This is a genomic window from Paenibacillus sp. GYB003 (assembly GCF_036577625.1).
In the GTDB taxonomy this organism is placed as follows: domain Bacteria; phylum Bacillota; class Bacilli; order Paenibacillales; family NBRC-103111; genus Paenibacillus_AB.
In genome coordinates this window covers 32,662-55,658 of record NZ_JARBDC010000011.1, presented here as the reverse complement: position 1 = coordinate 55,658, position 22,997 = coordinate 32,662, and the positions used below count along the sequence as shown (strand labels likewise).

The 22,997-nt window shown below is 58.6% G+C and carries 22 protein-coding genes and 1 other annotated feature; of the genes, 12 read left to right on the top strand and 10 right to left on the bottom strand.

Going from position 1 to position 22,997, the window contains the following annotated elements; all coding sequences use genetic code 11:
* Positions 1 to 246: 246 nt before the first annotated feature.
* Together PV407_RS06715 and PV407_RS06710 are read right to left on the bottom strand one after the other, a co-directional pair.
* Complete coding sequence (locus PV407_RS06715) at positions 247 to 876, bottom strand: c-type cytochrome (protein ID WP_332089132.1); 630 nt, start codon at positions 874 to 876, stop codon at positions 247 to 249.
* A gap of 160 nt (positions 877 to 1,036) precedes the next feature.
* Positions 1,037 to 2,389: a Gfo/Idh/MocA family protein gene (locus PV407_RS06710; RefSeq protein ID WP_332089131.1), complete on the bottom strand. Its 1,353-nt coding sequence runs from the start codon at positions 2,387 to 2,389 to the stop codon at positions 1,037 to 1,039.
* Between the two features lie 142 nt (positions 2,390 to 2,531).
* Here PV407_RS06710 and PV407_RS06705 point away from each other — a divergent pair, with 142 nt between their 5' ends.
* A complete protein-coding gene (locus PV407_RS06705; RefSeq protein ID WP_332089130.1) occupies positions 2,532 to 3,407 on the top strand; it encodes an AraC family transcriptional regulator in 876 nt (291 codons plus the stop codon).
* 269 nt (positions 3,408 to 3,676) lie between these two features.
* Here PV407_RS06705 and PV407_RS06700 read toward each other — a convergent pair whose 3' ends face one another.
* From PV407_RS06700 to PV407_RS06690, 3 genes are all read right to left on the bottom strand, one after another.
* Positions 3,677 to 4,633: a TIGR01212 family radical SAM protein gene (locus PV407_RS06700; protein WP_332089129.1), complete on the bottom strand. Its 957-nt coding sequence runs from the start codon at positions 4,631 to 4,633 to the stop codon at positions 3,677 to 3,679.
* Positions 4,634 to 4,751: 118 nt separating this feature from the next.
* Positions 4,752 to 6,101 carry an ABC transporter substrate-binding protein gene (locus tag PV407_RS06695; RefSeq protein ID WP_332089128.1) on the bottom strand — a complete coding sequence of 450 codons (1,350 nt, stop codon included), beginning with the start codon at positions 6,099 to 6,101 and terminating at the stop codon, positions 4,752 to 4,754.
* Between the two features lie 169 nt (positions 6,102 to 6,270).
* Complete coding sequence (locus tag PV407_RS06690) at positions 6,271 to 7,041, bottom strand: phytanoyl-CoA dioxygenase family protein (protein ID WP_332089127.1); 771 nt, start codon at positions 7,039 to 7,041, stop codon at positions 6,271 to 6,273.
* Positions 7,042 to 7,171: 130 nt separating this feature from the next.
* Here PV407_RS06690 and PV407_RS06685 point away from each other — a divergent pair, with 130 nt between their 5' ends.
* The 3 genes from PV407_RS06685 (at position 7,172) to trmB (ending at position 9,257) form a co-directional block, all read left to right on the top strand.
* Complete coding sequence (locus PV407_RS06685; RefSeq protein ID WP_332089126.1) at positions 7,172 to 7,960, top strand: AraC family transcriptional regulator; 789 nt, start codon at positions 7,172 to 7,174, stop codon at positions 7,958 to 7,960.
* A 218-nt stretch (positions 7,961 to 8,178) separates the two neighbouring features.
* The gene (locus PV407_RS06680; protein ID WP_332089125.1) at positions 8,179 to 8,385 is read left to right on the top strand and encodes a hypothetical protein; all 207 of its coding nucleotides are present in this window, start codon (positions 8,179 to 8,181) and stop codon (positions 8,383 to 8,385) included.
* Positions 8,386 to 8,540: 155 nt separating this feature from the next.
* Positions 8,541 to 9,257 (top strand): tRNA (guanosine(46)-N7)-methyltransferase TrmB, encoded by a 717-nt coding sequence (trmB, locus tag PV407_RS06675; protein WP_332089124.1) that lies wholly within the window; start codon positions 8,541 to 8,543, stop codon positions 9,255 to 9,257.
* A 95-nt stretch (positions 9,258 to 9,352) separates the two neighbouring features.
* On the opposite strand, the gene PV407_RS06670 is transcribed toward trmB, so the two are convergent.
* The 3 genes from PV407_RS06670 to PV407_RS06660 all read right to left on the bottom strand — a co-directional run bounded on the left by PV407_RS06670 (position 9,353) and on the right by PV407_RS06660 (position 12,158).
* Positions 9,353 to 10,096: a sulfite exporter TauE/SafE family protein gene (locus PV407_RS06670; protein WP_332089123.1), complete on the bottom strand. Its 744-nt coding sequence runs from the start codon at positions 10,094 to 10,096 to the stop codon at positions 9,353 to 9,355.
* 264 nt (positions 10,097 to 10,360) lie between these two features.
* A complete protein-coding gene (locus PV407_RS06665; RefSeq protein ID WP_332089122.1) occupies positions 10,361 to 11,473 on the bottom strand; it encodes an MGDG synthase family glycosyltransferase in 1,113 nt (370 codons plus the stop codon).
* Positions 11,474 to 11,630: 157 nt separating this feature from the next.
* Complete coding sequence (locus tag PV407_RS06660; protein WP_332089121.1) at positions 11,631 to 12,158, bottom strand: phosphatase PAP2 family protein; 528 nt, start codon at positions 12,156 to 12,158, stop codon at positions 11,631 to 11,633.
* A 695-nt stretch (positions 12,159 to 12,853) separates the two neighbouring features.
* On the opposite strand from PV407_RS06660, the gene PV407_RS06655 reads away from it, so the two are divergent.
* The 8 genes from PV407_RS06655 to PV407_RS06620 all read left to right on the top strand — a co-directional run bounded on the left by PV407_RS06655 (position 12,854) and on the right by PV407_RS06620 (position 21,307).
* Complete coding sequence (locus tag PV407_RS06655) at positions 12,854 to 14,092, top strand: glycosyltransferase family 2 protein (protein ID WP_332089120.1); 1,239 nt, start codon at positions 12,854 to 12,856, stop codon at positions 14,090 to 14,092.
* A 48-nt stretch (positions 14,093 to 14,140) separates the two neighbouring features.
* Positions 14,141 to 14,274 (top strand) — a sequence feature (ribosomal protein L20 leader region).
* A 107-nt stretch (positions 14,275 to 14,381) separates the two neighbouring features.
* Complete coding sequence (gene infC / locus PV407_RS06650) at positions 14,382 to 14,882, top strand: translation initiation factor IF-3 (RefSeq protein WP_332089119.1); 501 nt, start codon at positions 14,382 to 14,384, stop codon at positions 14,880 to 14,882.
* A 24-nt stretch (positions 14,883 to 14,906) separates the two neighbouring features.
* Positions 14,907 to 15,107: a 50S ribosomal protein L35 gene (rpmI, locus tag PV407_RS06645; protein WP_332089117.1), complete on the top strand. Its 201-nt coding sequence runs from the start codon at positions 14,907 to 14,909 to the stop codon at positions 15,105 to 15,107.
* Positions 15,108 to 15,170: 63 nt separating this feature from the next.
* Positions 15,171 to 15,530: a 50S ribosomal protein L20 gene (gene rplT / locus PV407_RS06640; RefSeq protein WP_332089116.1), complete on the top strand. Its 360-nt coding sequence runs from the start codon at positions 15,171 to 15,173 to the stop codon at positions 15,528 to 15,530.
* A 649-nt stretch (positions 15,531 to 16,179) separates the two neighbouring features.
* Positions 16,180 to 17,925, top strand: coding sequence for a biosynthetic-type acetolactate synthase large subunit (gene ilvB / locus PV407_RS06635; RefSeq protein WP_332089115.1), 1,746 nt, complete (start codon positions 16,180 to 16,182; stop codon positions 17,923 to 17,925).
* A complete protein-coding gene (gene ilvN, locus PV407_RS06630) occupies positions 17,922 to 18,413 on the top strand; it encodes an acetolactate synthase small subunit (RefSeq protein WP_332089113.1) in 492 nt (163 codons plus the stop codon). The genes ilvB and ilvN overlap by 4 nt, the downstream gene beginning before the upstream one ends.
* Positions 18,414 to 18,582: 169 nt before the next feature.
* Positions 18,583 to 19,575, top strand: a complete 993-nt coding sequence (ilvC, locus tag PV407_RS06625; protein WP_332089111.1) for a ketol-acid reductoisomerase — start codon at positions 18,583 to 18,585, stop codon at positions 19,573 to 19,575.
* A 181-nt stretch (positions 19,576 to 19,756) separates the two neighbouring features.
* Complete coding sequence (locus tag PV407_RS06620) at positions 19,757 to 21,307, top strand: 2-isopropylmalate synthase (protein ID WP_332089110.1); 1,551 nt, start codon at positions 19,757 to 19,759, stop codon at positions 21,305 to 21,307.
* A 21-nt stretch (positions 21,308 to 21,328) separates the two neighbouring features.
* On the opposite strand, the gene PV407_RS06615 is transcribed toward PV407_RS06620, so the two are convergent.
* Both PV407_RS06615 and PV407_RS06610 read right to left on the bottom strand, forming a co-directional pair.
* Complete coding sequence (locus PV407_RS06615; RefSeq protein WP_332089109.1) at positions 21,329 to 22,276, bottom strand: CPBP family intramembrane glutamic endopeptidase; 948 nt, start codon at positions 22,274 to 22,276, stop codon at positions 21,329 to 21,331.
* Positions 22,277 to 22,383: 107 nt separating this feature from the next.
* A complete protein-coding gene (locus PV407_RS06610; RefSeq protein ID WP_332089108.1) occupies positions 22,384 to 22,980 on the bottom strand; it encodes a response regulator transcription factor in 597 nt (198 codons plus the stop codon).
* Between the last annotated feature and the right edge of the window lie 17 nt (positions 22,981 to 22,997).

Below are 22,997 nucleotides of genomic sequence, written 5' to 3'. Positions count from 1 at the left end.
GAATAACGGAGTGTGATTCCGTTAATGCAGGGAGACGCAGCCGGGCCCAACCAAACCCTAGCACCGCGAACGCTTTTCTGCCGGGCCAACTGCCGTTTACGACAAATGCCGCACCGGCTCCAACCCGCCCCGTCCGTCGGCCGCTAGTTCGAAGGCTGGTCGTCCGACCCGCGGTTTCCGGGAACGAAACAAGGGAGGACGCCGAGGCGCCCTCCCTATTCTTTTATTGCCAAATCGAATCGCGCGTCATTTTTTGGCGGCGAGCCAAGCGGCCAACGTTTCGATGTCGGCGGCTTCCATTTTTTTCTCGAAGCCGGGCATTCTCGTGCCGCCCTTCGTAATTTGCGTCATAATTTGATCTTTCGTTTTCGTTTCGCCGATTTTTTGCAAATTCGGGGCGGGCTTGCCCTCGAGGTTGGCGCCGTGGCACGACATGCAGTTCGTTTTGTACAGTTCTTCCGCCTTTACGGCAACGGCGTCTTTAGCCGGCTCCGTCTTGGGGGCCTCGGCCTTCGGAGCTTCCGGCTTAGGGGCTTCCGTCTTCGGAGCTTCCGTCTTCGGAGCTTCGGTCTTCGGAGCTTCGGTCTTCGGAGCCTCCGTCTTGGGCGGCTCTGTCTTGGCGGGCTCCGTCTTCGGAGCCTCCGTCTTCGGAGCTTCCGTCTTCGGAGCCTCTGTTTTCGGAGCCTCGGGTTTGGCCGGAGTTTGCGACCCGGATTGCGCCGTTTGACTTTGCCCGCCGGAGCTCGCGCCGTTTGCGGGAGCGGAGCCGCTTGCCGGAGCCGTGCCGCCCGCCGGAGCGGCCGCCTCTTTTTGTCCGCACGCGGCCAGCGACAGAGCGACGGCCAGCGCCGCCGGCAACAATATCGATTTTCTCATCATGCAACCTCCCGTTTGATATCGTTCGCTGCAAGAACCGGATGCCGCTGTCTTCTACTCAGGTAACGAAGACGGCGAACGATCGGTTTGACGGCCGCGCGTCGATAAAAAACGGGAAAGGCAGGCGACGGGACGCCCCGTTCGTCTGCCTTTGCGCTGCTCAGCCTCGCGCCAAATCGGCGATTTCCACGACGCGGCTTTCGAGCCGGGCCCGGTCGGCGGCAAATCCGATCTGATGGCCGTAGATCGACTTGTCGAGCGAGGTGGACGACAGCGACGGCGTTTCGCCGCGCAGCGTCCGGATGAAATCCGCGACCAGCCTCAGGTCGCCGCCGCCGTGCATGTCGCGCGACACGTTCAGCTCGACCTTCTCCTCTTTAAACGTATGTCCCGCCCGCGCATCGGGATGGCGAACCGCAAAGCTGCCGTCCTCCATCGTACCGACGATTTCGCCCTTCGTGCCGGTAATATGAATCGTCCGACACGGCTTGGACGTAGCGCCGGTCAAGTTGTGCGATGCCGTGCTGCCGTCCGCGAATTCGACGATAACCGTCTGATGGTCCACGACGTCGTTGCCGCTCCGCCAGACGCAGCGGCCGTACGGATTGTCCGTGCGCAGCGACTCCAGCTTCTCTTCCTCCGAAGGCGTTTGGCCGAGATGCATATTGTCCCAAGCGTATGCGCCCCACAGCTTCTGCTCGATGTACATTTTTTTGGCCGAATACGTGCACGAATTTTCGATCGAACAATCGGCGAGGCAGCGCGTGCCGGAGCCTTCGGGCGCCTTCTCGGGACGGAACTGGAACAGGCTGCCGAAGCTGCTCACTTTGGTCGGGCGGACGTCTCCTTTCATCCATGCGATCAAGTCGAGGTCGTGACAGCATTTGGCCATCAGCATCGACGACCCGCCTTCGCGCACGTTGCTCCATTTGCCCCGGACGAACGCGGTGGCCATATGGTGGTAGCTGACGTTTTCCTCCGTCTGGATGGCGATAATGTCCCCGATATCTCCGGCGGCGATCCGTTTGCGGATTTCCGCGTAAAACGGCGCGTACCGCAGCACGTGGCAAATCATGACGGTTCGTCCGTGCGTTTGCGCCGTTTCGTACAGCCCCAGCACTTCCTCCTCGCTGACCCCGATCGGCTTCTCGAGCAGCACGTCGTAACCGGCCCGCAGAAGCGGAATCGTCGTCGTAACGTGCAGCGAGTCCATCGTTCCGTTGATCGCGGCGTCGGCACGCTTGGGGGCTGCGATCAGTTCCTCCACCGAAGCGAAGAGCATATCATCGGCCATCCCGAACCGTTGCGCCGTCAGCCCGCGGCGGACCGGATCCGGTTCGACGACGCCGACGATCTGCAGCTCGTCGGGATGCTTCTGGGCGTAGGAGGCGTACAGCAGGCTGCGGTGGCCGGCCCCCACGATGACCGCTTGCACGGGGCGGGTCGAAGGGAGGGGCGAACGGGCGGATTGCGGGCGGGTCGTCGGATGTTCGGCTTGCGCTTGATTTTGCACGATGTTTAACGTCCTTTCGGAAGATGGTATAATTTCGGTGAATGCTTCAATATTGTCGTTTCATGTCAGGTCTATATTAAAGGTACTCCGCCGCAACCGGCGATTCAACAGTAATTAATTGAGATCGGAGCAGTAAAATATTATGCGGACATCGTACGGGTTCCACTTTAACGAACCGATCCCCGAGCGGCTGTGCGTCCTCGAATCGGTCGGCTGGGGAGAGGCGGTCGACGCCGGCTACGGTCAGGACGGACTGCGGCGGGCCGGGAGCGGACATCTGTTCCAGTACACGCTGGCCGGCGAAGGCGCGATAACCGTTGCCGGACAGACGTATCGCGTTCCGAAGCACCACGGTTTTTTCGCGACGATCCCGAGCGATCACCGGTACTATTACCCGCCGGACGGCCGGAAGCCGTGGGAATTTGTATGGATTCGCGCGAAGGGCGGACCGATGTCCGATCATTGGCGGCATTTCATCCGCGTCTTCGGCCATGTTGCGGCGTTTCGGCCGGATTCCGAGCCGGTCCGCCTCCTATGGAGCCTGTATCGCGAGGCGGGGGCGCAAGGGCTGCGCGACAAATACCGCATGTCGCTTCGATTGACCGAATGGCTGCTCGCCTTCGAACGCATGGCCGAAGGCCGGGATGCGGGGGACCGTCCGCTGCCCGACTCGCTGCGGCGAGCGAAGCTGTTTATGGAGAGCCGGGTCGGCGACACCGTAACGCTGGATGACGTGGCCGCGGCCGCGGGGATGTCGAAGCATCATTTTTGCAAAGTATACAAGGCGCATACGGGCGTTACCCCGATTCACCATCTCCGGAAAATCCGCGTCGAGGAAGCGGCGCGGCTGCTGCGCAATACGGGGCTTTCCGTGGAGGAAGTGTCGCGGCAGACGGGATTCGACAACGTCAGCTATTTCGGCAAAGTGTTCCGCCAATTCGTCGGAACGACTCCGTCGGAATACCGGAAAGGCCAATCGAACCGGTACGACGGCCGCCAACTGCAAATCGTCGATTGATATTATTCCGAATCGTCGGATCATAGTGGAGGCAGCATGGGGAACCATGGGGAGAGCGCAGCGCCATACAGCCGTACGCCAGGGCAGAAGCGTTTGGTCGTTCGCGACCGGATGCTTTTTTTGCTTTGTAAAACGGGTGAGCGCCCCGATCGTCGGTCTCGTCGAAGCTTGCGCCGGGCCGCATCCGGCTTGCGCGCGTTCGCTTTTCCGCACGAAAAAACCTCCGTCGCCGCAAGAGCGGGACGGAGGCGGTTCGGGCGGAAACGGCGTTACGCTCCCGTCCACAGCTTGCCTTGCCATGTGTTTCGGCGGACGAGCTCCGCGTCGATCGCGTTCAGCACTTCCCATTTCTTCAAGCTCCACATCGGGCCGATCAGCAGCTCGCGCGGGGCGTCGCCGGTCAGCCGGTGCACGATCATGTCCGGGGGCAGCAGCTCGAGCGTGTCGACGACGAGCTTCACGTATTCGTCCTTTTCCAGGAAGCGGACGAGTCCCGCTTCGTACTGTTTGACCATCGGCGTCTTGCGCATCAGATGGAGCAGATGCACTTTGACGCCCTGCACGTCCATGGCGGCGACCGCTTTGGCGGTGTCCAGCATCATCTCGTGCGTTTCGCCGGGCAGCCCGTAAATGATATGCGCGCATACGCGGATGTTGCGTCGGCGCAGCTTGGCGACCGCGTCCAGGTAGCACTGCGTATCGTGCGCCCGGTTGATGAGCGCGGACGTTTTCTCGTGCACCGTCTGCAAGCCCATTTCGACCCACAAGTACGTGCGCTCGTTCAGCTCCGCCAAATAATCGACCACGTCGTCCGGCAGGCAGTCGGGCCGCGTGGCGATCGACAAGCCGACGACGCCGGGCTGCTGCAGGATCACTTCGTAATATTCGCGCAGTTCCTCGACCGGAGCATACGTGTTCGTATATGCCTGAAAATAGCCGATATAGTTCGCTTCCGGCCATTTGCGGTGCTGGAGGTCGCGAATGTTGTTAAACTGGGTGACGAGATCGTCCCGGCGGCTGCCGGCGAAATCGCCCGACCCTCTGGCGCTGCAAAACGTGCAGCCGCCCGTCGCGATGCGGCCGTCCCGGTTCGGGCACGTAAAGCCGGCATCGAGCATCACTTTGAACACTTTCGTGCCGAACTGCTCGCGCATTTCGGCGTTCCACGTATGAAACCGTTTGTCGCCCCACAGGCGGGGCTTTACGGCGGAAGTCGTTGCGGTCATCGAACGTTCGAGCTCCTTTGCTTAAGCTTGCGGGTAGCCCCGTCATCTATTGTACCAGAAGCCGCGGCGGCAAGCGAAGCTTTCCGGCATTCGGGCCGCCGAGCGAGCCCGTGCCGGATCATTTCGTTTTTTCCTCGGCGATCATCTTCGTCATATCCTCATCGATTTTGCGGAAGGCGGAGTTCAGGTCGAGCTCTCCTTTCGCCACGTTCGGGACGTATTTGTTGTAGATCGGCTGAGCCTTGGAGTCGTATTTCGTTTTTTCCGCAATCGGCGAAAAGGTACGGCCTACGATCGCCTTGAAATTTTTCCCCTGATATTTGCTCTTCGTGCCGAATGCTTGGAGCACGTTGTCTTTTTTCAGCACGGGGATGATCGCCCTTTCGGACAAGCTCAGCTGCTCCCGCTCGGTCAGCATATGCCGGAGCACCTGAAACGCCTCGTCCTTGAATTTGCTCGTCGCCGTAATGCCGAACAAGGTCGGGTACGGCTGCGGCGCTTTGCCCGGCGCCTCCTTGTAGGTCGGGTACGTGACGAGATCCCAGTTCAGCGTCGTCATGTCCAGGTTCAGGAACAGGTTGGCGAGCCCTTCGGTCATGGCGATGTTTTTGTTCTGCACGAACTGGGGCGGCCCCATCGATCCGCCGCCGGTCGTCTTGTACGCTTCCACGATCACCTCGAAGATCGATTTCCATCGCGGATCGGTCGTAATGGTCGCTCGCTCCGTCTTGCGGTCGACGTAAGGGACCGATTGCGGGTTCAGGCTGAAATTGTGCGTGATCGACGTGCCGAGTCCGTAATACGGCTGGCCGCCTTCGGTTCGGACCATTCGTTTCGCCAGCTCGATGACGTGGTCCCACGTCATGCCGTCCTTCGGATAAGCGACGCCGAATTTGTCGAACAAATCTTTATTGTAATACAGGACGGATGTATTGATAACCAGTGGAAGCGCATACATTTTACCGCCCGACATGGCCCGGACCGCGTCGACGGACGACGGCTCGAGCGCGCTCAGATCGAGCCCGTGCTTTTGGATCAGCCCGCTCATATCGTATTCGAGCTTATACTCCTGCATTTGCTGGATCGTCACGTCGACCGCCTGCCAAAAGACGTCGATCTGCTGACCGGCGGCCACCAAATCGGCGAGCGTCGCTCCTTGGCCCGACTGGATGTACTCGATCGTATAGTTCGGAAACTGTTTGCGCATGGCGTCGCCGAACCGCTCGTCGAACGCTTCCCGGGTCCAGCCCGCCGTCGAGTAAAAGACGAGCTTGACCGGTCCTTTGCTTGTTCCGCCGCCGCCTTCCGCCGCGCTTCCCGCCTGGCTCCCCGCCGCGTTTCCCGGGCTGTCCCCGCCTCCTCCGCCCGTCCCCCCGCACGCGGGCAGCATGAGCGACAAAAGGCCGCACATAACCAACGCCATACATTTCTTTGCCGTTCCGGCTTTCCATCGGTTCCGTTCACTCATGCGGCACCCCTCCGATTCAAATAGTTGAATGCTCGGCCATTCCTCCTCATCATACAACCGCCGCGGCCGCCTCGAACATTCATTAAATCCGCAATGTGCATATACTTTTTTGTACGTCCGCAAAACGAACGAAAAAACCGGCGGGGTACGCCGGTTTCCGTCCGATTCGTTACAAAAAGTAGCTTTGCCTGATCGTATCGTCCGTTTTATTTCGCGAGCCGTACCGGACGAAGTGCTGATAATGCGCTTTATACAGCTGGCCGTTTTTGGACGGCGAATAAGTCAAGTACAGCTGCGTCCGGCTGTAATCGGCCGTATTCGGGCCGCTGCGGTGCGGGGTGAACGAATGGAACAGAATGATGTCGCCGGGCTCCGTTTCGACCAGCTCGCCCGCGGCGAGATCGATTTCGGCGATTTCCGCTTCGGTTAAGTTGCGCAGCTCGCCGGGCGTGGACCGGAGCCGGTCGTGATAGCCCGGAAACAGCTCGAGTCCGCCGTTGGCGCGGGAAGCGCCGTCGACCGCGACCATGACCGAGACGAGCCCTTCGATCGGGAAGCCCTGCCACCAGGCCGCGTCCTGATGCATCGTGTAACCGCTCATCCCGGGCAGCTTGAAGATAAGCTTGTCTTTGAACAGCAGCGGTTCGTCGAGATAAATGTCGCGCAGCGGCGTCAAAATCCGTTCGTCTTTCGCAAGCTCGGCGAAAACCGGAGAAATGTCGACGAGCGGATCGAACTTTTCGACCCGGTTCGCGTCTCCCACTTTGCGGAAGCCGACGCGAACGTTCAGCGGGTTGATCATGCGGTCGTCCAGGTGTAGCAGCCGGTTCGTTTCGGCTTTCCACAGCTGCGTTTCTTCCCGGCTGAACACCCCCCGCAGCACGAGATACCCTTTTTGTTTGAATTCGTCCAGCCCGGCATACGTCAACGTGTTGCTCATTCCGCTCGCTCCTTCACTTTTTTGTTTGGTTACCGTTTCTTGTTTGTATCGTATACCTTTATAATGATGAAGAACATGCATTGGATTGCTGATTTGCTTATACTTTTTTGCAGGTGCGGAGGGATGAACGTTGCTGCATGCGAAAATAACGAAAATCGAGGCGAAGCTGCTCGCCCACTCCTATTCCCAAAACCGGACGAGCTTCCGGCTGCCCGAGGAAACGTACGTCGGGTGGGCGATCATCGCAAGCGAAAAAGGAACGTTCAAGTTCGAAGTGGCGGGCGAGTCCGGGGAAGCGAAAGCGGGCGAAGCGGTGCTTTGTCCGCCGGGCGTGCCGTTTCGCCGGGAGGCGATCGGGACGCTCGATTTCCATTATTTGCAGTTCCGGCTCGGCGTTTCGTCGCCCGAAGGGCCGCTCGAGTTTCCGCATTCCGGCAAGCTCCCGTTTCGCGATACGGCCCGCCTGCTGTCGACTTTGACGGCGCTGCGCGAGGGCCGCGACCATGTGTCGCTGCACTACTTGGAGCATTTGATCTGCGACATGCTGTACCAATATATCGGGGAGCGCGCGGCCCGGCGCAAGGAGCGAAGGCCGCGGGATCCGGTGATCGACGAAGCGGTCCGCTACATTACCGAACGGGCCTGCCAAAACATCTCGATGCAATCGGTCGCCGCGCTCGTCGGCTTGAGCCAGTCGCAATTCACCCGTAAATTTCAGAAGGAAATGGGCATCTCCCCGGTCAAATATTGGACCGGCGTCCGTCTGCACAAAGTGAGGCGAATGCTGGCCGAAACGGACGAGCCGCTCGAGCGGATCGCCGAGCTGTGCGGCTATCAGAACGCGTTTTATTTGAGCCGCGTCTTTTCGAAGGAAATGAAGACGAGCCCGTCCCAATACCGGAGCGCGCACCGTGTCTGACGGTGCCGCTTCGACGCCGATTTTGCTGCAATTTGGCAAGCTTCCGATGCAAAAAGAGGCTTGATATTACGCCGTTTTCTCTTGCGAAACCTTACATGATGTGTTACTATTGAACATGAAGAAAGCGCTTGAATCCGCAGCACTTTTTCGCAGCTTTCGATCTGGGATTCGTCGATTCAGGGCATACTTGTACCAAATACTTTGACGAGGTGAAGTCCATGAACGCAGCGTTTGAAATTCCGAACGGCGACGAAACGATTACGATTGAACTGACGGTTAAAGAAGCGATGGCGCTCGGCGGCGGCATCCGGTTCCGTCCGGAAAGCAAAGTGGCGCTCAGCGCGAAGAAAAAAGTGCGGAAAGTGCTCGAACGCAAAATGATCCCGCACAGCGATCACGTGCATTACCATTCGCTGGACGTTTAATCGAACCGCAAAAGCAGGCTCGTTTGCGAAGAGCGCCGCTTGATCACCGCCGGGCCCGGCCCGGCGGCGACGGCAGCGCTCTTTTCTTTTGCGGGGAAATCGTCTAAGATGAGTATTCGTATACGTAGCAAACGAATTCGTGGAGGAAGAGCCGCATGCGTTTGAGAGGCAGGAAAGGGATACGCGAGACGATCGAAAGCCAGCACGATCTCGTCGTCTTGAATCCGGCGGAATGGAAAGGACGCTGGGCCGAAAGGTTCGGCAACGAGAAGCCGATCCATGTCGAGCTCGGCATGGGGAAAGGGAAATTCATCAGCGAGATGAGCGTGCTGCACCCGGATTGCAACTTTATCGGCGTCGACATGTACGACGAGCTGATCCGCCGGGCGAGCGAGAAGGCGCGGGCCGCGGCGGGCCGCGAAGACGGAAGCGCCCCGGACAACCTTGCGCTCGCGCTGTTCAATATCGAGCGGATCGCCGACGTGTTCGACGAGGGCGAGCTGCGCCGCATTTATTTGAACTTCAGCGACCCGTGGCCGAAAAAAAGGCATGCCCGCCGGCGGCTGACGCATGCCGGATTCGTGCGCCAATACGTTCGCCTGCTGGACAGCCGCGGGGAAATTCATTTCAAGACCGATTCCCGGCCGTTGTTCGAGTTTTCGCTGAATTCGTTCGCCGACCTCAACATCCGGCTGCGCCGCATTTCGCTCGATCTTCATAAGGACGGCCCGGCCCCGGACAACGTGATGACCGAGTACGAAAGCAAATTTTACGAGCAGCAAATGCCGATTTACCGTCTGGAAGCCGTTATCGGCCAAGAAGCGCTCGCGGAGCACGAGGCGTCGCTCGCGCTCGCCGAACGGCAGCCGTAAGCGCAAGATTTCGGCAAAGGCGGGCTCGTATCGCCGCCAAGCTTCGCGGAGGGGCCGCGATCCGGCTTTCGGCCGGACAAGCTTGTCGCCTCACGTCAGGCGAACAGCAGCCTGAGCCCTCCGAGCAAAGTCAAAATCAGTATGGCGGCTTGAAACCATCGCTGCGGGATGCGCGGCACGAGCCGGATGCCGGCCCAGGTGCCGATCAAGATCGGCGCCGCCATCCAGGCGGCGAATACGAGCGTGTCGGCGGTAATCAAGCCGAGATATGCGTTGAACGGCACTTTGAGCACGTTCACGGCGAGGAAAAACCATGCCCCGGTTCCGATAAATTCTTTCTTTTGCAGCCCTTTGGACAGCAAATAGACGGTCATGATCGCTCCCGCGGCGTTGCCGACCATCGTCGTAAAGCCGGCCAAAATGCCGAGCGCGGCCTGAAAATACGCCGTCTGCGTGAACGGGTAGTTCAGTTTGCGCTCCAGCCGGTCCCGGACCATATGAAGCGCCAGCAGGGCGACGATAAGCGCTCCCAGAATGACCGACAGCTGTCCGTCCCCGATGCGGTCCATGACGAAAAATCCGGCGACGATGCCGGCCAGCACCCAAGGGATCAGCACGATCAAATGGTTCCAGACGACCGCTTTCCGATAATACGAGACGGCGACGATATCGGCCGTTATGAGCATCGGCAGCAGCATGCCGACCGACTGCTTCGCGGGGAAGACGGCGGCCATGATGGCAACGCCGAATATGCCCGCGCCCGGCACGCCCGTTTTGGAAAATCCGGTCATGACGGCGGCCAGCAGGGCCAGCGCGATTTGCCCCCAAGTGAAATCCATCGATGCGTTCGCTCCCCTTCGCCCATCGCGAGTCTAGCCCCAGAATACCACAGCGGACGGCGGAGCGGATACTGCGATTTCGCGTCCCCGAAAACGAAAACGTCCCTTCTCCGACAGGAAACGGGACGTTTTTTTATCGATAAAGAACCAAGTGCTAAAACGGAGTGCGAGCTTCTTTACCAAGAACAAGCTGCCGCCAAGAAAAGGCTTCGATCGGAAGCTTTTCTTATTGTTGAAAATTCCTTAAATCGATCCGGGTCGCTCCTACGACAACATTTGCATGATCGCTTGGTGGCATGTGCTCGGATTGTACGCGATCGGATCGAGCGCCGCGCCATGCGGCCGTGTCGAACCGGAGGACGGGGCGGTCAGCTTTTCGAACCAGTAGTCGAGCGTCGCCAGCGATTTGATTGGCTCGCCGAGCCCCATCTCGGTAAAGTATTGGCAATTTTCTTCCTCTTGGCCCGGAATCGGGCTGTAGAACAGCATCGGCAGTCCTTTCGCAAGCCCTTCCGTGCACGTCATGCCCCCCGGCTTCGTAATGAGCAGGTCGGAGACGTCCATCAGCTTGTCGACTTCCCGCGTAAACCCGAGCAGACGAATGTTCGGGTGCGTAAAGCGCGGATCGGCCTTCAGGCGCTCGAGCGCCTTTTTGTTGCTGCCCATGCAGAAAATGAACTGCAGACGGTCGCGCCATTGGGCCATATGCTGCAGCATGTCGTCATGCTGCACGAGTCCCCAGCCGCCGCCCATCACGAGAACGGTAGGCATCGCCTGCAAGCCGAACCGGAGCCGCAGCTCTTCCTTGTTGTGATGCTGCCAAAAGTTCGGGTGCACCGGAATGCCGGTCACTTCGATATGGGAATCCGGAACGCCCCGCTGCAGCAGCTTGCGCTTCACTTCCTCGGTCGAAACGAGGTATTTGTTGACTTCGGGATTGATCCACGTGCCGTGCGCGTCGTAATCCGTAATGACGGTGCACAGCGGAACGGATAGCCCGGCGCGTTTCAGCCGCGACACGACGGCGCTCGGGAACGGATGGGTACAGACGATCGTATCGGGCCTGAGCTGCTTGATCACTTCCAGGGTCTGTCCGTAAAATAGCCGATGGAGCGCCATTCGGGCGAGCCGGTTCAGCGATTTTTTATACTGCTTGCGGTAGACATAGCCGTACAGCTTCGGTTGAGAGGTGATCGTTTTCCGGTAAGCCGATGCCGCGAAACGCGCAAGCGTCGGATGGAGGAAGCTGCCGAGCTCCAGAACGCGCGTCTGCAGATCGGGCGAAAGCTTGCGGAGCCCGACGGACAAAGCGTGCGCCGCCTGCGTGTGACCGGCTCCGAATCCTTCGGAAAGCAGCAAGATCCGTTTCTTTCGCAAAGATCGTCACCTGACCTTCAGGAAATAAAAATGAATACGGGCACGTACAAGGATATTATACCACAAATGGCAATCGGATGCTTGAACCGGCGAAAAGGATATCCGGTTTTTGCCTCGATTGGTAAAAACGGGGCGATAAAGCCGGTGTGGGACCGATTCAAGCGAACCAGGCGACGGCCCCGAGACCGGCGCACGTTCCGAGCGCTATGCCGGCCGCGCAATCCGAAGGGTAGTGCAGCCCCAAATAAATTCTCGACAGGCTGACGAGCCCGGCGAGCGGCAGCAGAACGAAGCCGAGCGCCGGGGCGGCGCATACGAACGGCACGACGACGGAAAATACGGCCGTCGAATGACCGGAAGGAAACGAGTGGTCGGTGAGCGGATTTTTGCAAATGTTCGTTTCCGGCAGGACGAGATACGGGCGTCTGCGCGGGTACGTCCGCTTGACGACGGCGACCGGCACGTGGCTGACCGCCAGCGCGATCAAGCTTTCCAGCCCGGCCAGGCGCCAGCTCCCGCTTCCGAACAAGGCGACGAGAAGCGTCGCGGCGATCGTGACCGAAGCTCCGCCCAGATGGGTCGCGGCGGCGAAAAAACGGTCCAGGGCGCTATGCCTCATTTTACGGTTGACGATATAGAAGAGCTGCTGCTCCCGAATTTGCAGCCAACTGACTACGCGGCTCATGCGGTTCATCCCTCCCGGACAAAATGCGGCTCGAAAGTATATTCGCGCTAATTGTAAGCTACAATTGTTAGGGGAATATAAAATCGGCCTTGCGGATCGAAAGGAAATGCGAAAGTCGGATCGAAAACGCTTTAATCCGGTCGGGCGAAATATTGTTTGTAACCATTCGGGGGGATTGTGCGTTATTATGGGTAGACCGCTTTTTTTCGAATGCGGCTGCCCCGTTTTGTTCGGGCAGCGCATCCCTGGCGCTGCCGGCTGTCGGGTAATGCCGGTTCCTGGCTACGCCGCCGGCGCAAGAAGCGGGAAGTCGTCCGGAAAAGTCGAATCGGTCCGAACTGTATGAACAAAAATAGGACCTTCATGAGGTTGTGTTCCGGACGGGCTGCCAAGTATAATAGGGGGGACGACGGCCCGACGCGGCAAATAATGGTTTTGTAACATTTCTGTAATCGAATAGTAAAATTAGCGCAATTGGATGAAAATAAGAAGGAATCTGCTGGAACCCGCGAGTCCTTCGTTTCCTCCTGCCGCAATACCGATTTTCCTCATCAATCCGACAGAATCGAGCGGAATAACGATTTTGACAAATGGCTGCAAACAGGGGAAAATCATATTCGGCTACGTCAGAAAACCAAAAACATACACCGAACCATATTGCAGAGAGAACATTCGGGTGTAAGGGGGTCAACATCATGCTGGACATCATCATTCTTGCCGTGCAGGTGCTTCTGGCGTTACTCGGAGGATATTCGCTGTTTTTCTCGTTCTTCGGGTTTTACCGGAAAAAGCGGACGGCGCACTTTAACGCCCAAAAACGATTCGCGGTGCTTATAGCCGCCCACAACGAAGAGAAGGTCGTCGGGGCGCTGATCGACAATTTGAAGCAGCTCGAATACCCGAAGGAACTGTACGACGTTTTCGTCATTTGCGACAACTGTACCGACCGCACGGCCGACATTGCGAGACAGATGGGCGTATACGCTTGCGTCCGCAACAATCCGAGCCTTCGCGGCAAAGGGTACGCGATCGAATGGATGCTGAAAGAGCTTTGGAAAATGCCGAAGTCGTACGACGGAGTCGTCATTCTCGACGCCGACAACCTCGTCAATCCGGACTTCCTGCAGCATATGAACAACGAGCTGTGCTCCGGCTCGAAAGTCGTTCAAGCTTATTTGGACACGAAAAACCCGGGAGATTCGTGGATTACGGCCGCTTACGCCATCACGTACTGGTTTTGCAACCGGCTGTGGCAGCTGCCCCGCACGAATTTGAAGCTGGCCAACTTTCTCGGCGGCACCGGCATGTGCTTCGAATCGAACCTGCTCAAGGAAATGGGCTGGGGCGCGACGAGCCTCGTCGAGGACTTGGAATTTACGGTCCGCTGCGTGAAGCGCGGCATCAATCCGACGATGTGCTACGAAGCGAAGGTGTACGACGAGAAGCCGCTGACGTTCAAGGCGTCGGCCAGACAACGGCTTCGCTGGATGCAAGGACATTTCGACGTCGCGCGCCGGTACTTCTTCCCGCTGCTGTGGCAGGGCATCAGGGAGCGCAGCTGGGCGAAGATCGACACCGCCATTTACACGTTCAACGTCTACAACGTGCTGCTCGGCTTCATTTTCAGCGCCATTTTGTGGGTTGACGTCGCATTGCCGGGAACGCGCCACTTTACGTCGCTTTACGATTATTTGCCGACTTGGCTGATGGTCGTCGTCACGATGCTCGTCTATCTCGGTTTCCCGCTCGCGATGGCGTTCGAGAGAGTGAAGTCGTGGAAAATGTACGCGTCGCTCATTTTGTACCCCGTTTATTTGGCGTCGTGGTGGCCGATTACGCTGTACGCGTTTTTCACGCAAAACAACAAGCAGTGGAGCCATACGCAGCATACCCGCGTCATCCGCTTCGAAGACGTGAAGAGCAAGCAGGTGTAAGTTGACAAAATAATAGCGGCAATGGTATAGTATGAAGGTGTTCATAGCGTAAACAAGCAGAAGCGCCCGCTTCTCACCTTGGCCGACACGATCGGCGGGTATATACGACGGAACGGAACCTTTGCAGTGTTCTATTGTCATCGTAAGATGTGGGCGTTTGTCGTCCGCATCTTTTTTGTTTGTTTGACGGGTTTTCCGGGGGCACCCCAAAGTACCCGGACGAACCTTCGAAGCTTCACGTCGCTTTTGGGGGACTACTAGGAGGTGGAATACGATTAGTAAGGACCATTTGATCAATGACGAAATTCGCGCGAAGGAAGTACGTCTTATCGGGCCCGACGGAGAGCAGCTCGGCATCAAGCCGTTCCGCGAGGCGATGCAGCTTGCGGCCGACGCCAATCTCGATCTCGTGAATGTCGCTCCGACCGCAAAACCGCCGGTTTGCCGCATTATGGATTACGGCAAATACCGCTACGAGATGCAGAAGAAAGAGAAGGAAGCCCGCAAAAATCAAAAGATCGTCGAAATCAAAGAAATTCGTCTGACGGCTACGATCGATGAGCACGACTTCCAGACCAAACTTCGCAACGTCATTAAATTTTTGGCTGACGGCGATAAAGTGAAGCTGACCGTCCGCTTCCGCGGGCGCGAAATTACGCACGCCGACATCGGGCAAAAGGTGCTGGAGCGGATGGCGGCCGAAGTCGAGAACGACTCGATCGTCGAACGCCGGCCGAAGCTGGAAGGCCGCAGCATGATCATGATTTTGTCGCCGAAACCGCAAAGCTAATTTCTACGAGGAGGACTTCCCATAATGCCTAAGATGAAAACGCACAGCAGCTTGAAAGACCGCGTCAAAGTTACCGGTACCGGTAAAGTCAGAAGATACAAAGCGTACAAAAACCATCTGATGTTCGGCAAAGGCAAAAGCCAAAAGCAGCGCCTGGGCAAATCGCCGATCATGGCGTCCGGCGACGTGGCTCGCCTGAAGCAGCAAATCGCCAACCTGAAATAAGCGCAAATTCGACATGTCCGAGAGCCGGCCGAGGCTCAATAACGATCAGGAGGTATTTTACAAATGGCAAGGGTAAAAGGCGGTATCGTCCGCGCACGTCGTCGCAAAAAAATATTGAAGCTCGCGAAAGGCTATTACGGCTCCAAACATAGACTGTTTAAAACGGCGAAAGAGCAAGTGCTCAAATCGCTGATGTACGCGTACCGCGACCGCCGTCAAACGAAGCGCAACTTCCGCAAGCTGTGGATCGTGCGGATCAACGCGGCCGCCCGCTTGAACGGTTTGTCTTACAGCAAGCTGATGCACGGCCTGAAGCTGGCCGGCATCGAAGTGAACCGCAAAATGCTCGCCGATCTGGCCGTCAACGACTCGAAAGCATTCACGAGCCTGGCCAACGCCGCGAAGCAAAAAGTGAACGCGTAACGCCAATCGAAGCCGCCCGGGAGGGCGGTTTTTTCGTTTTGCGGCGGCATGAAGCAATGCGACTTGCCGTCGCCGAATTAGCGGCCCCGCCCCATGAGACCGTTAACCGGCCTGCAGCGGCGGCGAGCCGGGTCATCCCGCTTCGCCGGCGGAAGGAGCCGGCGCGTCCGATTCGTGATAAGTCCGGGCCGCCGGGGGAAAAACAAAGGTATTGACTATTCGGGCGCGAATGTTATAATTAAACCTAACATTATTCAAACCATTGCGTTATCGGCTATGAAGAGGACGAAGTGATAAGGGCTCTTATGTACCAGAGAGCTTAAGGATGTGCTGAAACCTAAGCCATAATCCCTTGTCGACGAGCTCACCTCGGAGCTGTTTCCCTGAACGACGGCCGTCCCGACCGGATGCCGCGCTATTAGGGGAAATCGGGATGGCACACGTTACCGTGCCGCAAGTATCGGACGACCTCGAGGCGTCCCGCACTTGCTAAGGCTGTATGTCGTGAGGCATGCGGCAAACTTGGGTGGTACCACGGAAGAGATAACCCTTTCGTCCCGTTCGCGCATTCGTGCGCCGCGGGCGAAAGGGTTTTTTTGTTCGTTCCTGCGCGCACTCGTTTGTCTAAACTTTGAGAGGAGGGTCACTTATGTGTGCTCAAATGGAAGCTACACTGTCTAAGGAACAACTTCGCCATAAGCTGCTTCAGCCGGACGTCATCTCCGGTTCGGAGATTTTGCTTCGTTCGCTGCTTTTGGAGGGAGTGGATTGCGTCTTCGGTTACCCGGGCGGCGCCGTGTTGTACATTTACGACGCGATGCACGGCAATCCGGATTTCAAGCATTTGCTCACCCGCCACGAACAAGGCGCGATCCACGCCGCCGACGGATATGCGAGGTCTACCGGGAAAGTCGGAGTCTGCATCGCGACGTCCGGACCGGGAGCCACGAACCTGGTCACCGGGATCGCCACCGCCTATATGGATTCGGTGCCGCTCGTCGTCATCACCGGCAACGTAGCTACGAGCGCCATTGGGACCGACGCCTTCCAGGAAGCGGATATTACCGGCATCACGATGCCGATTACGAAGCATAGCTACTTGGTGCGCAAAGTCGAAGACTTGCCGCGCATCGTTCACGAGGCGTTCCACATCGCGAATACGGGCCGCAAAGGTCCGGTTTTGATCGATATTCCGAAGGACGTGTCGGCGCATAAAACGAAGTTCGTTTACCCCGATTCGGTCAACATTCGCGGCTACAATCCGACGGTGCAGCCGAACAAGCTGCAAATCGACAAGCTGCTGCAGGCGATCGAGGAAGCGGAGCGTCCGGTCATCATCGCCGGCGGCGGGGTCGTTTACGCGAACGCCGCGCCGGAGCTCGTCGAGTTCGTGAACAAGACGCATATTCCGATCACGACGACGCTGCTCGGCTTGGGCGGATTCCCGAGCGCGCACGAGCTTTGGATGGGCATGCCCGGCATGCACGGCACGTATACGGCGAACCATGCGATCCAAAACGCGGATCTGCTCATCTCGATCGGCTCGCGCTTCGACGACCGGGTGACGATGAAGCTGGACGGCTTCGCGCCGAACGCGAAGACGATCGCCCATATCGACGTCGACCCGGCGGAAATCGGCAAAAACGTCAAGACGGACATTCCGGTCGTCGGCGACGTCAAGGCGGTGCTGCAGCTGGCCAACCTGAAGGCGAAGCCGGCCCGCTCGAAGGAATGGATCGCCGAAATCGCCCTGCTCAAGACGCAATTCCCGCTCAAGTACAGCGATTCGGACGAGGAGCTGAAGCCGCAGTTCGTTATCGAAATGATCAGCGAAACGACGAAGGGCGAAGCGATCGTAACGACCGACGTCGGACAGCATCAAATGTGGGCGGCGCAGTTTTACAAGTTCCAGCACCCGCGCTCGCTTATTTCGTCCGGCGGACTCGGCACGATGGGCTTCGGCTTCCCGTCCGCGATCGGCGCGCAAATGGGCAATCCGGATAAGCTGGTCGTCTCGATCAACGGCGACGGCGGCATGCAAATGTGCGCCCAGGAGCTGGCGATTTGCGCCATCAACAACATTCCGGTCAAAGTCGTCATCATCAACAACCAGGTGCTCGGGATGGTACGGCAGTGGCAGGAAATCATTTACGACAACCGGTACAGCCATATCGACCTGGCGGGCAGCCCGGACTTCGTGAAGCTGGCCGAGGCGTACGGCGTGAAAGGACTGCGGGCGACGAACAAGGAAGAAGCCCGCAAAGCATGGCAGGAGGCGCTTGAAACGCCGGGTCCGGTCGTCATCGACTTCGTCGTGCGCAAAGGGGAGAACGTCTACCCGATGGTTACGCAGGGCAGCACTTTAAGTCAGATGTTACTGGGGGATTCGGAATGAGCGAGACGAAGCATACGATATCCGTTTTGGTCAACAATCAGCCCGGCGTTTTGCAGCGCGTTTCCGGCTTGTTCGGACGCCGGGGCTTCAATATCGAAAGCATTACCGTGGGAGAGTCCGAGGAACCCGGACTTTCCCGGATGGTCATCGTGACGACCGGCGACGAGCGGACGCTGGAGCAGGTGCAGAAGCAGCTGTACAAGCTGATCGACGTCATCAAGGTGGTCGATCTGAGCTCGCACCCGATGGTCGCCCGCGAGCTGGCGCTCATTAAAGTAAGCGCCGAACCGGGCATGAGGCCGGAAATTCTCGGCGTCGTCGAGACGTTCCGCGCCGCCGTCGTCGACATCGGACCGTCGTCGCTCGTCGTGCAGGTCGTCGGCGATACGCACAAAATCGACGCGATGGCGGAGCTGCTCAAGCCTTACGGCATCCGCGAGTTTTCCAGAACCGGCGTCACCGCGATGATTCGCGGCGCGGCGAAGTAAGACGGCTGGGGCGCATGCGTTCGCGCCCTCGCTGCACTCGAACATAGGCAATCCGTAAGTGGGGGTCCGAGCGGACGAGCCCCCGATGTACGAAACGGCAACCGACTCGTTCGCCCGTTCGGACGCCCACTTACAGGGTTGTTAATAAGATCAAGGAGGAACTTATCCAATGGCAGTAACGATGTATTATGAAAAAGATGCAGATCTTAGCGTGCTTTCCGGCAAAACGGTCGCGATTATCGGCTACGGCAGCCAAGGCCACGCTCAAGCGCAAAACTTGCGCGACAGCGGCGTAAAAGTCATTATCGGTCTTCGTCAAGGCCGCTCGTGGGAACAGGCGAAAAACGACGGCTTCGAAGTCGTATCCGTCGCGGAAGCGGCAAGCCGCGCCGACCTCGTGCAAATTTTGATGCCGGACGAAACGCAGGCGAAAGTATATAACGAAGAAATCGCGCCGAACCTGAAAAAAGGCGCAGCGCTCGTCTTCTCGCACGGCTTCAACATTCACTTCGGCCAAATCGTTCCGACTCCGGACACCGACGTGTTCATGGTCGCTCCGAAATCGCCGGGTCACCTCGTTCGCCGCGTGTTCGTCGAAGGCTTCGGCGTTCCGGGCTTGATCGCCATTTACCAAGACGCTTCCGGCAAAGCGAAGGATCTCGGCCTCGCTTATGCGAAAGGAATCGGCTGCACCCGTGCGGGCGTTATCGAAACGACGTTCCGCGAAGAAACGGAAACCGACCTGTTCGGCGAACAAGCGGTTCTTTGCGGCGGTACGTCGGCTCTCGTGAAAGCCGGCTTCGAAACGCTCGTGGAAGCGGGCTACCAGCCGGAAATCGCCTACTTCGAATGCTTGCACGAGCTGAAGCTGATCGTCGACCTGATGTACGAAGGCGGTCTTGCCGCTATGCGCCACTCGATCTCCAACACGGCCGAGTACGGCGACTATGTAACCGGGCCTCGCATCGTAACGGACGAAACGAAGAAAGAAATGAAAAAGGTGCTCGAAGATATCCAAAACGGTACGTTCGCGCGCAACTTCATTCTCGAAAACCAATCGAACCGCGCGTTCTTCACCGCTACGCGCCGCCGCGAGTCCGAGCATCAGCTCGAAACGGTCGGCCGTCAGCTTCGCGAAATGATGCACTGGATCAAAAAGTAAGACGACGCCGGCGGCTTGTTTTTCGGCAAGCGCCGCCGCCGATCGCTGCTTTAGCGCTTTAACGAAGGCAACGGCTCTTTGAACGGGAGCGACAAACGGGTTCAATCCCCCATCCGTGGGGGATTGAACTTCTGTGTTATGTGGGGCTGCCGCCCCGATTCCGACATAGGAGGTGGACAGGATGCGGAAAATTTACGTGTTTGACACGACATTGCGCGACGGGGAGCAGTCTCCGGGCGTCAATTTGAATACCCAGGAAAAGGTCGAAATCGCCCTTCAGCTCGAGAAGCTGGGGGTCGACCGGATGGAAGCCGGCTTTCCGGCGGCGTCGCCGGGCGATTTGGCCGCGGTCGACGCGGTGGCCCGCGCCGTGAAAAACGTCAGCGTCGTGGCGCTGTCCCGCTCCCGCGAGCAGGATATCGAAGCGGCGAGAGAAGCGCTGAAAAACGCGCAGGACCCTTGCCTGCATCTATTCCTCGCGACGTCGCCGATCCACCGGAAGCACAAGCTGCGCATGGAAAAGCATCAAGTGCTCGAAACGGCGGAGGCGGCGATCAAATACGCGAAAAAATATTTTGGCAAAATCGAATTTTCGCCCGAGGACGCCGGCCGGACGGAGCTCGACTTTTTGTGCGAAGTGACGGAAATGGCCATCAAAGCCGGGGCGACGGTCGTCAACATTCCGGATACGGTCGGGTATTTGTACCCGAGCGAATACGGCAACATTTTCAGGACGCTGAAGGAAAACGTGCCCGGCATCGAAAAAATCCAGCTTAGCGCCCACTGTCACGACGATTTGGGGATGGCGACGGCCAACGCGCTCGCCGCCATTTTGAACGGCGCCGACCAAATCGAAGGCACGATCAACGGCATCGGCGAACGCGCCGGCAACACCGCGATCGAGGAAGTGGCGCTCGCGCTGGAGACGCGGCAGCATTTGTTCGAAGCGAAGACGTCGCTCGTGCTGAACGAGATCGCCCGCACGAGCCGGCTCGTCAGCAAGCTGACGGGGATGATCGTTCCCGGCAACAAGGCGATCGTCGGCGCCAACGCGTTCGCGCACGAATCCGGCATCCATCAGGACGGCATGCTGAAGGAGAAGACGACGTACGAAATCATCTCCCCGGACACGATCGGCCTGAAGGAAAGCAAGCTCGTGCTCGGCAAGCATTCCGGCCGCCACGCGTTCCGCGAGAAGCTGATCGATATGGGCTACGAGCCGAGCGAGGACCAGGTGAACGAAGCGTTCGCGAAGTTCAAGGTGCTCGCCGACCGGAAGAAAAACGTCACCGACGAGGACATTCGCGCGCTGCTCGAGGAGAAGCTCGTCCAGACGCCGGAAGTGTACGTGCTCGATACGATCCAGCTTTCGTACGGCAACCAGTCGGTGCCGATGGCGACCGTCCGCATCGTTCAGGCCGAAGGCGGCATGCTGGAGGAAGGGGCGATCGGCAACGGCTCCGTCGATGCGATCTACAAGGCGATCGACAAGGCGACGAAAGAAGAGGTCGAGCTCGAAGATTACTCGATCAAATCGGTTACGCACGGCAAAGACGCACTCGGCGACGTTCACGTCGTCTTGAAGCAGGGCGACGTTTCCGTGCACGGCCGCGGCGTCAGCACCGACATTTTGGAGGCGAGCGCCAAAGCGTACATCGACGCGATCAACCGTCTGATCGACAAGCGCAAATCGCCGGGCTCCTCCGGCCGCCACGGCATGTCGCTGATCTGAGCGAAAAACCCCCGAATCCGTTCATCGAACGGATCGGGGGTTTTCGTTTCGGCTCCGGGAAAGCCGCCAGGCTGCGCACGCAATGCCGATCAGGAAGACGGCCGTTGTCGCCAGGCTGCCCTCCAGTCCGAACGGACCTCCCGTCAGCCATTCGGACGGTCCGGCAAGCACGAAATGGAGCAGACGGCCGCCTTCCGGAGCGCTTCCGCTCACATCGGCCCCGAAGACGTTGCCGAGCGCCCAGTTCCATACCGTGTGCCAGGCGCACACGCCCCAGAGCGTGCCGTCGGCCTGCCGGTACAAAGCGAGAAACAGCCCGAACAGAAACAGGTTGATGAAGACGAGGAGGGAAAAGCCGTTGTTTACGGCATGGGCCCCCGCAAAGCATAAAGACGATACGAGCGCGCCGATCTTGAACGATGCGCGACCGCCGATCGCCGAAAGCAGCCAGCCGCGATACAGGGCTTCTTCGGCGGACGCTTGAACCGCCCATCCGACATAGACGAGCAGCACCCCCGCAAGCGCGGACCAGCCTTCCGCCGGGCCGGCAACGGCGACGAAGCGTCCGACTTGCAGCGCCGTCGCCAGCCCTACTGCGCCGCCGATCATGAGCAGGCCGACGAGCCAGCCGGTTCCGTACGACGGCAAACGGCGCCGCGAAAAGCCGAGCGTGCGAAAGAGGCGGCGTTCGAATCGGGCTAGCCAGGCCCAAAGAAGAAGGAGGAGCGGCACGAACAGGCTGTACAGGGTGATCGTTTTCGCCAGGGCGGAATGGACGGCCGACTGCTCGCCGCGATCGCGAAGCCAGGACAGCGCGGGGCCGAGGAAAGAAGATAGCAGCTCGGCGCACAGGATGGCGACGGCCATAAAAACGAAGGAGAGCGCGACGGCTGCGGCGGGATGCGTCAATCGGCTCGGCCGGGCGGCCGATGCCGAAGCGGACGAACGGGAAGACGTACGACGGTTCATTGGGGTTCGGTTCCTCCTGAAGACGAAGATGGATTCGCTTCTTCAAGGTAAACCAGGAAAGTCACGCCGGGTAGTGACGTTCGGCCAAAAAAAGTCACACGTTCGTCTTAAAGCAGCCGCTCCTCGGAAGCTTTTTTCACCGCGAGCGCCCGGTTGCGCACGCCCAATTTGGCATAAAGGCCGGATATGTAATTTTTCACCGTACCTTCCGACAAGTGCATCCGCTCCGCGATATTCCGGTTGGCCATTCCTTCCGCCAAATGGGCCAGCACCTGAAGCTCCCTTTCGGTCAGCCCGTACTCCGATTCCTTGGGCTTCGCCGATCGGAACGGGCCGGCGAACAGCGCCTTGGCGACCTCCTGCGTAATCATCGTTTCGCCGCGATGCACGAGCCCGATGGCGGCCGTCAAATCCAAAGGGTCGATCGCCTTCAAAATATACCCTTCGGCCCCTGCATGCAAAGCCCGGACGACGTAGTCCATATCGTGGAAAGTCGTCAAAACGACGATTTTGGTTTCCGGCAATCTCGACTTGATGGCTACGGTGGCATCGAGGCCGTCCATGACCGGCATGCGGATGTCCATCAGCACGACATCCGGGCGCAGCGCGATCGCGACATCGAGCGCCTCCCGGCCGTTCGCCGCCGTCCCGGCGACCTCGATCTCCGGCGCCGAATCGAGAATGATGCGCAAGCTGTTCCGCACGATGGCTTCATCTTCCG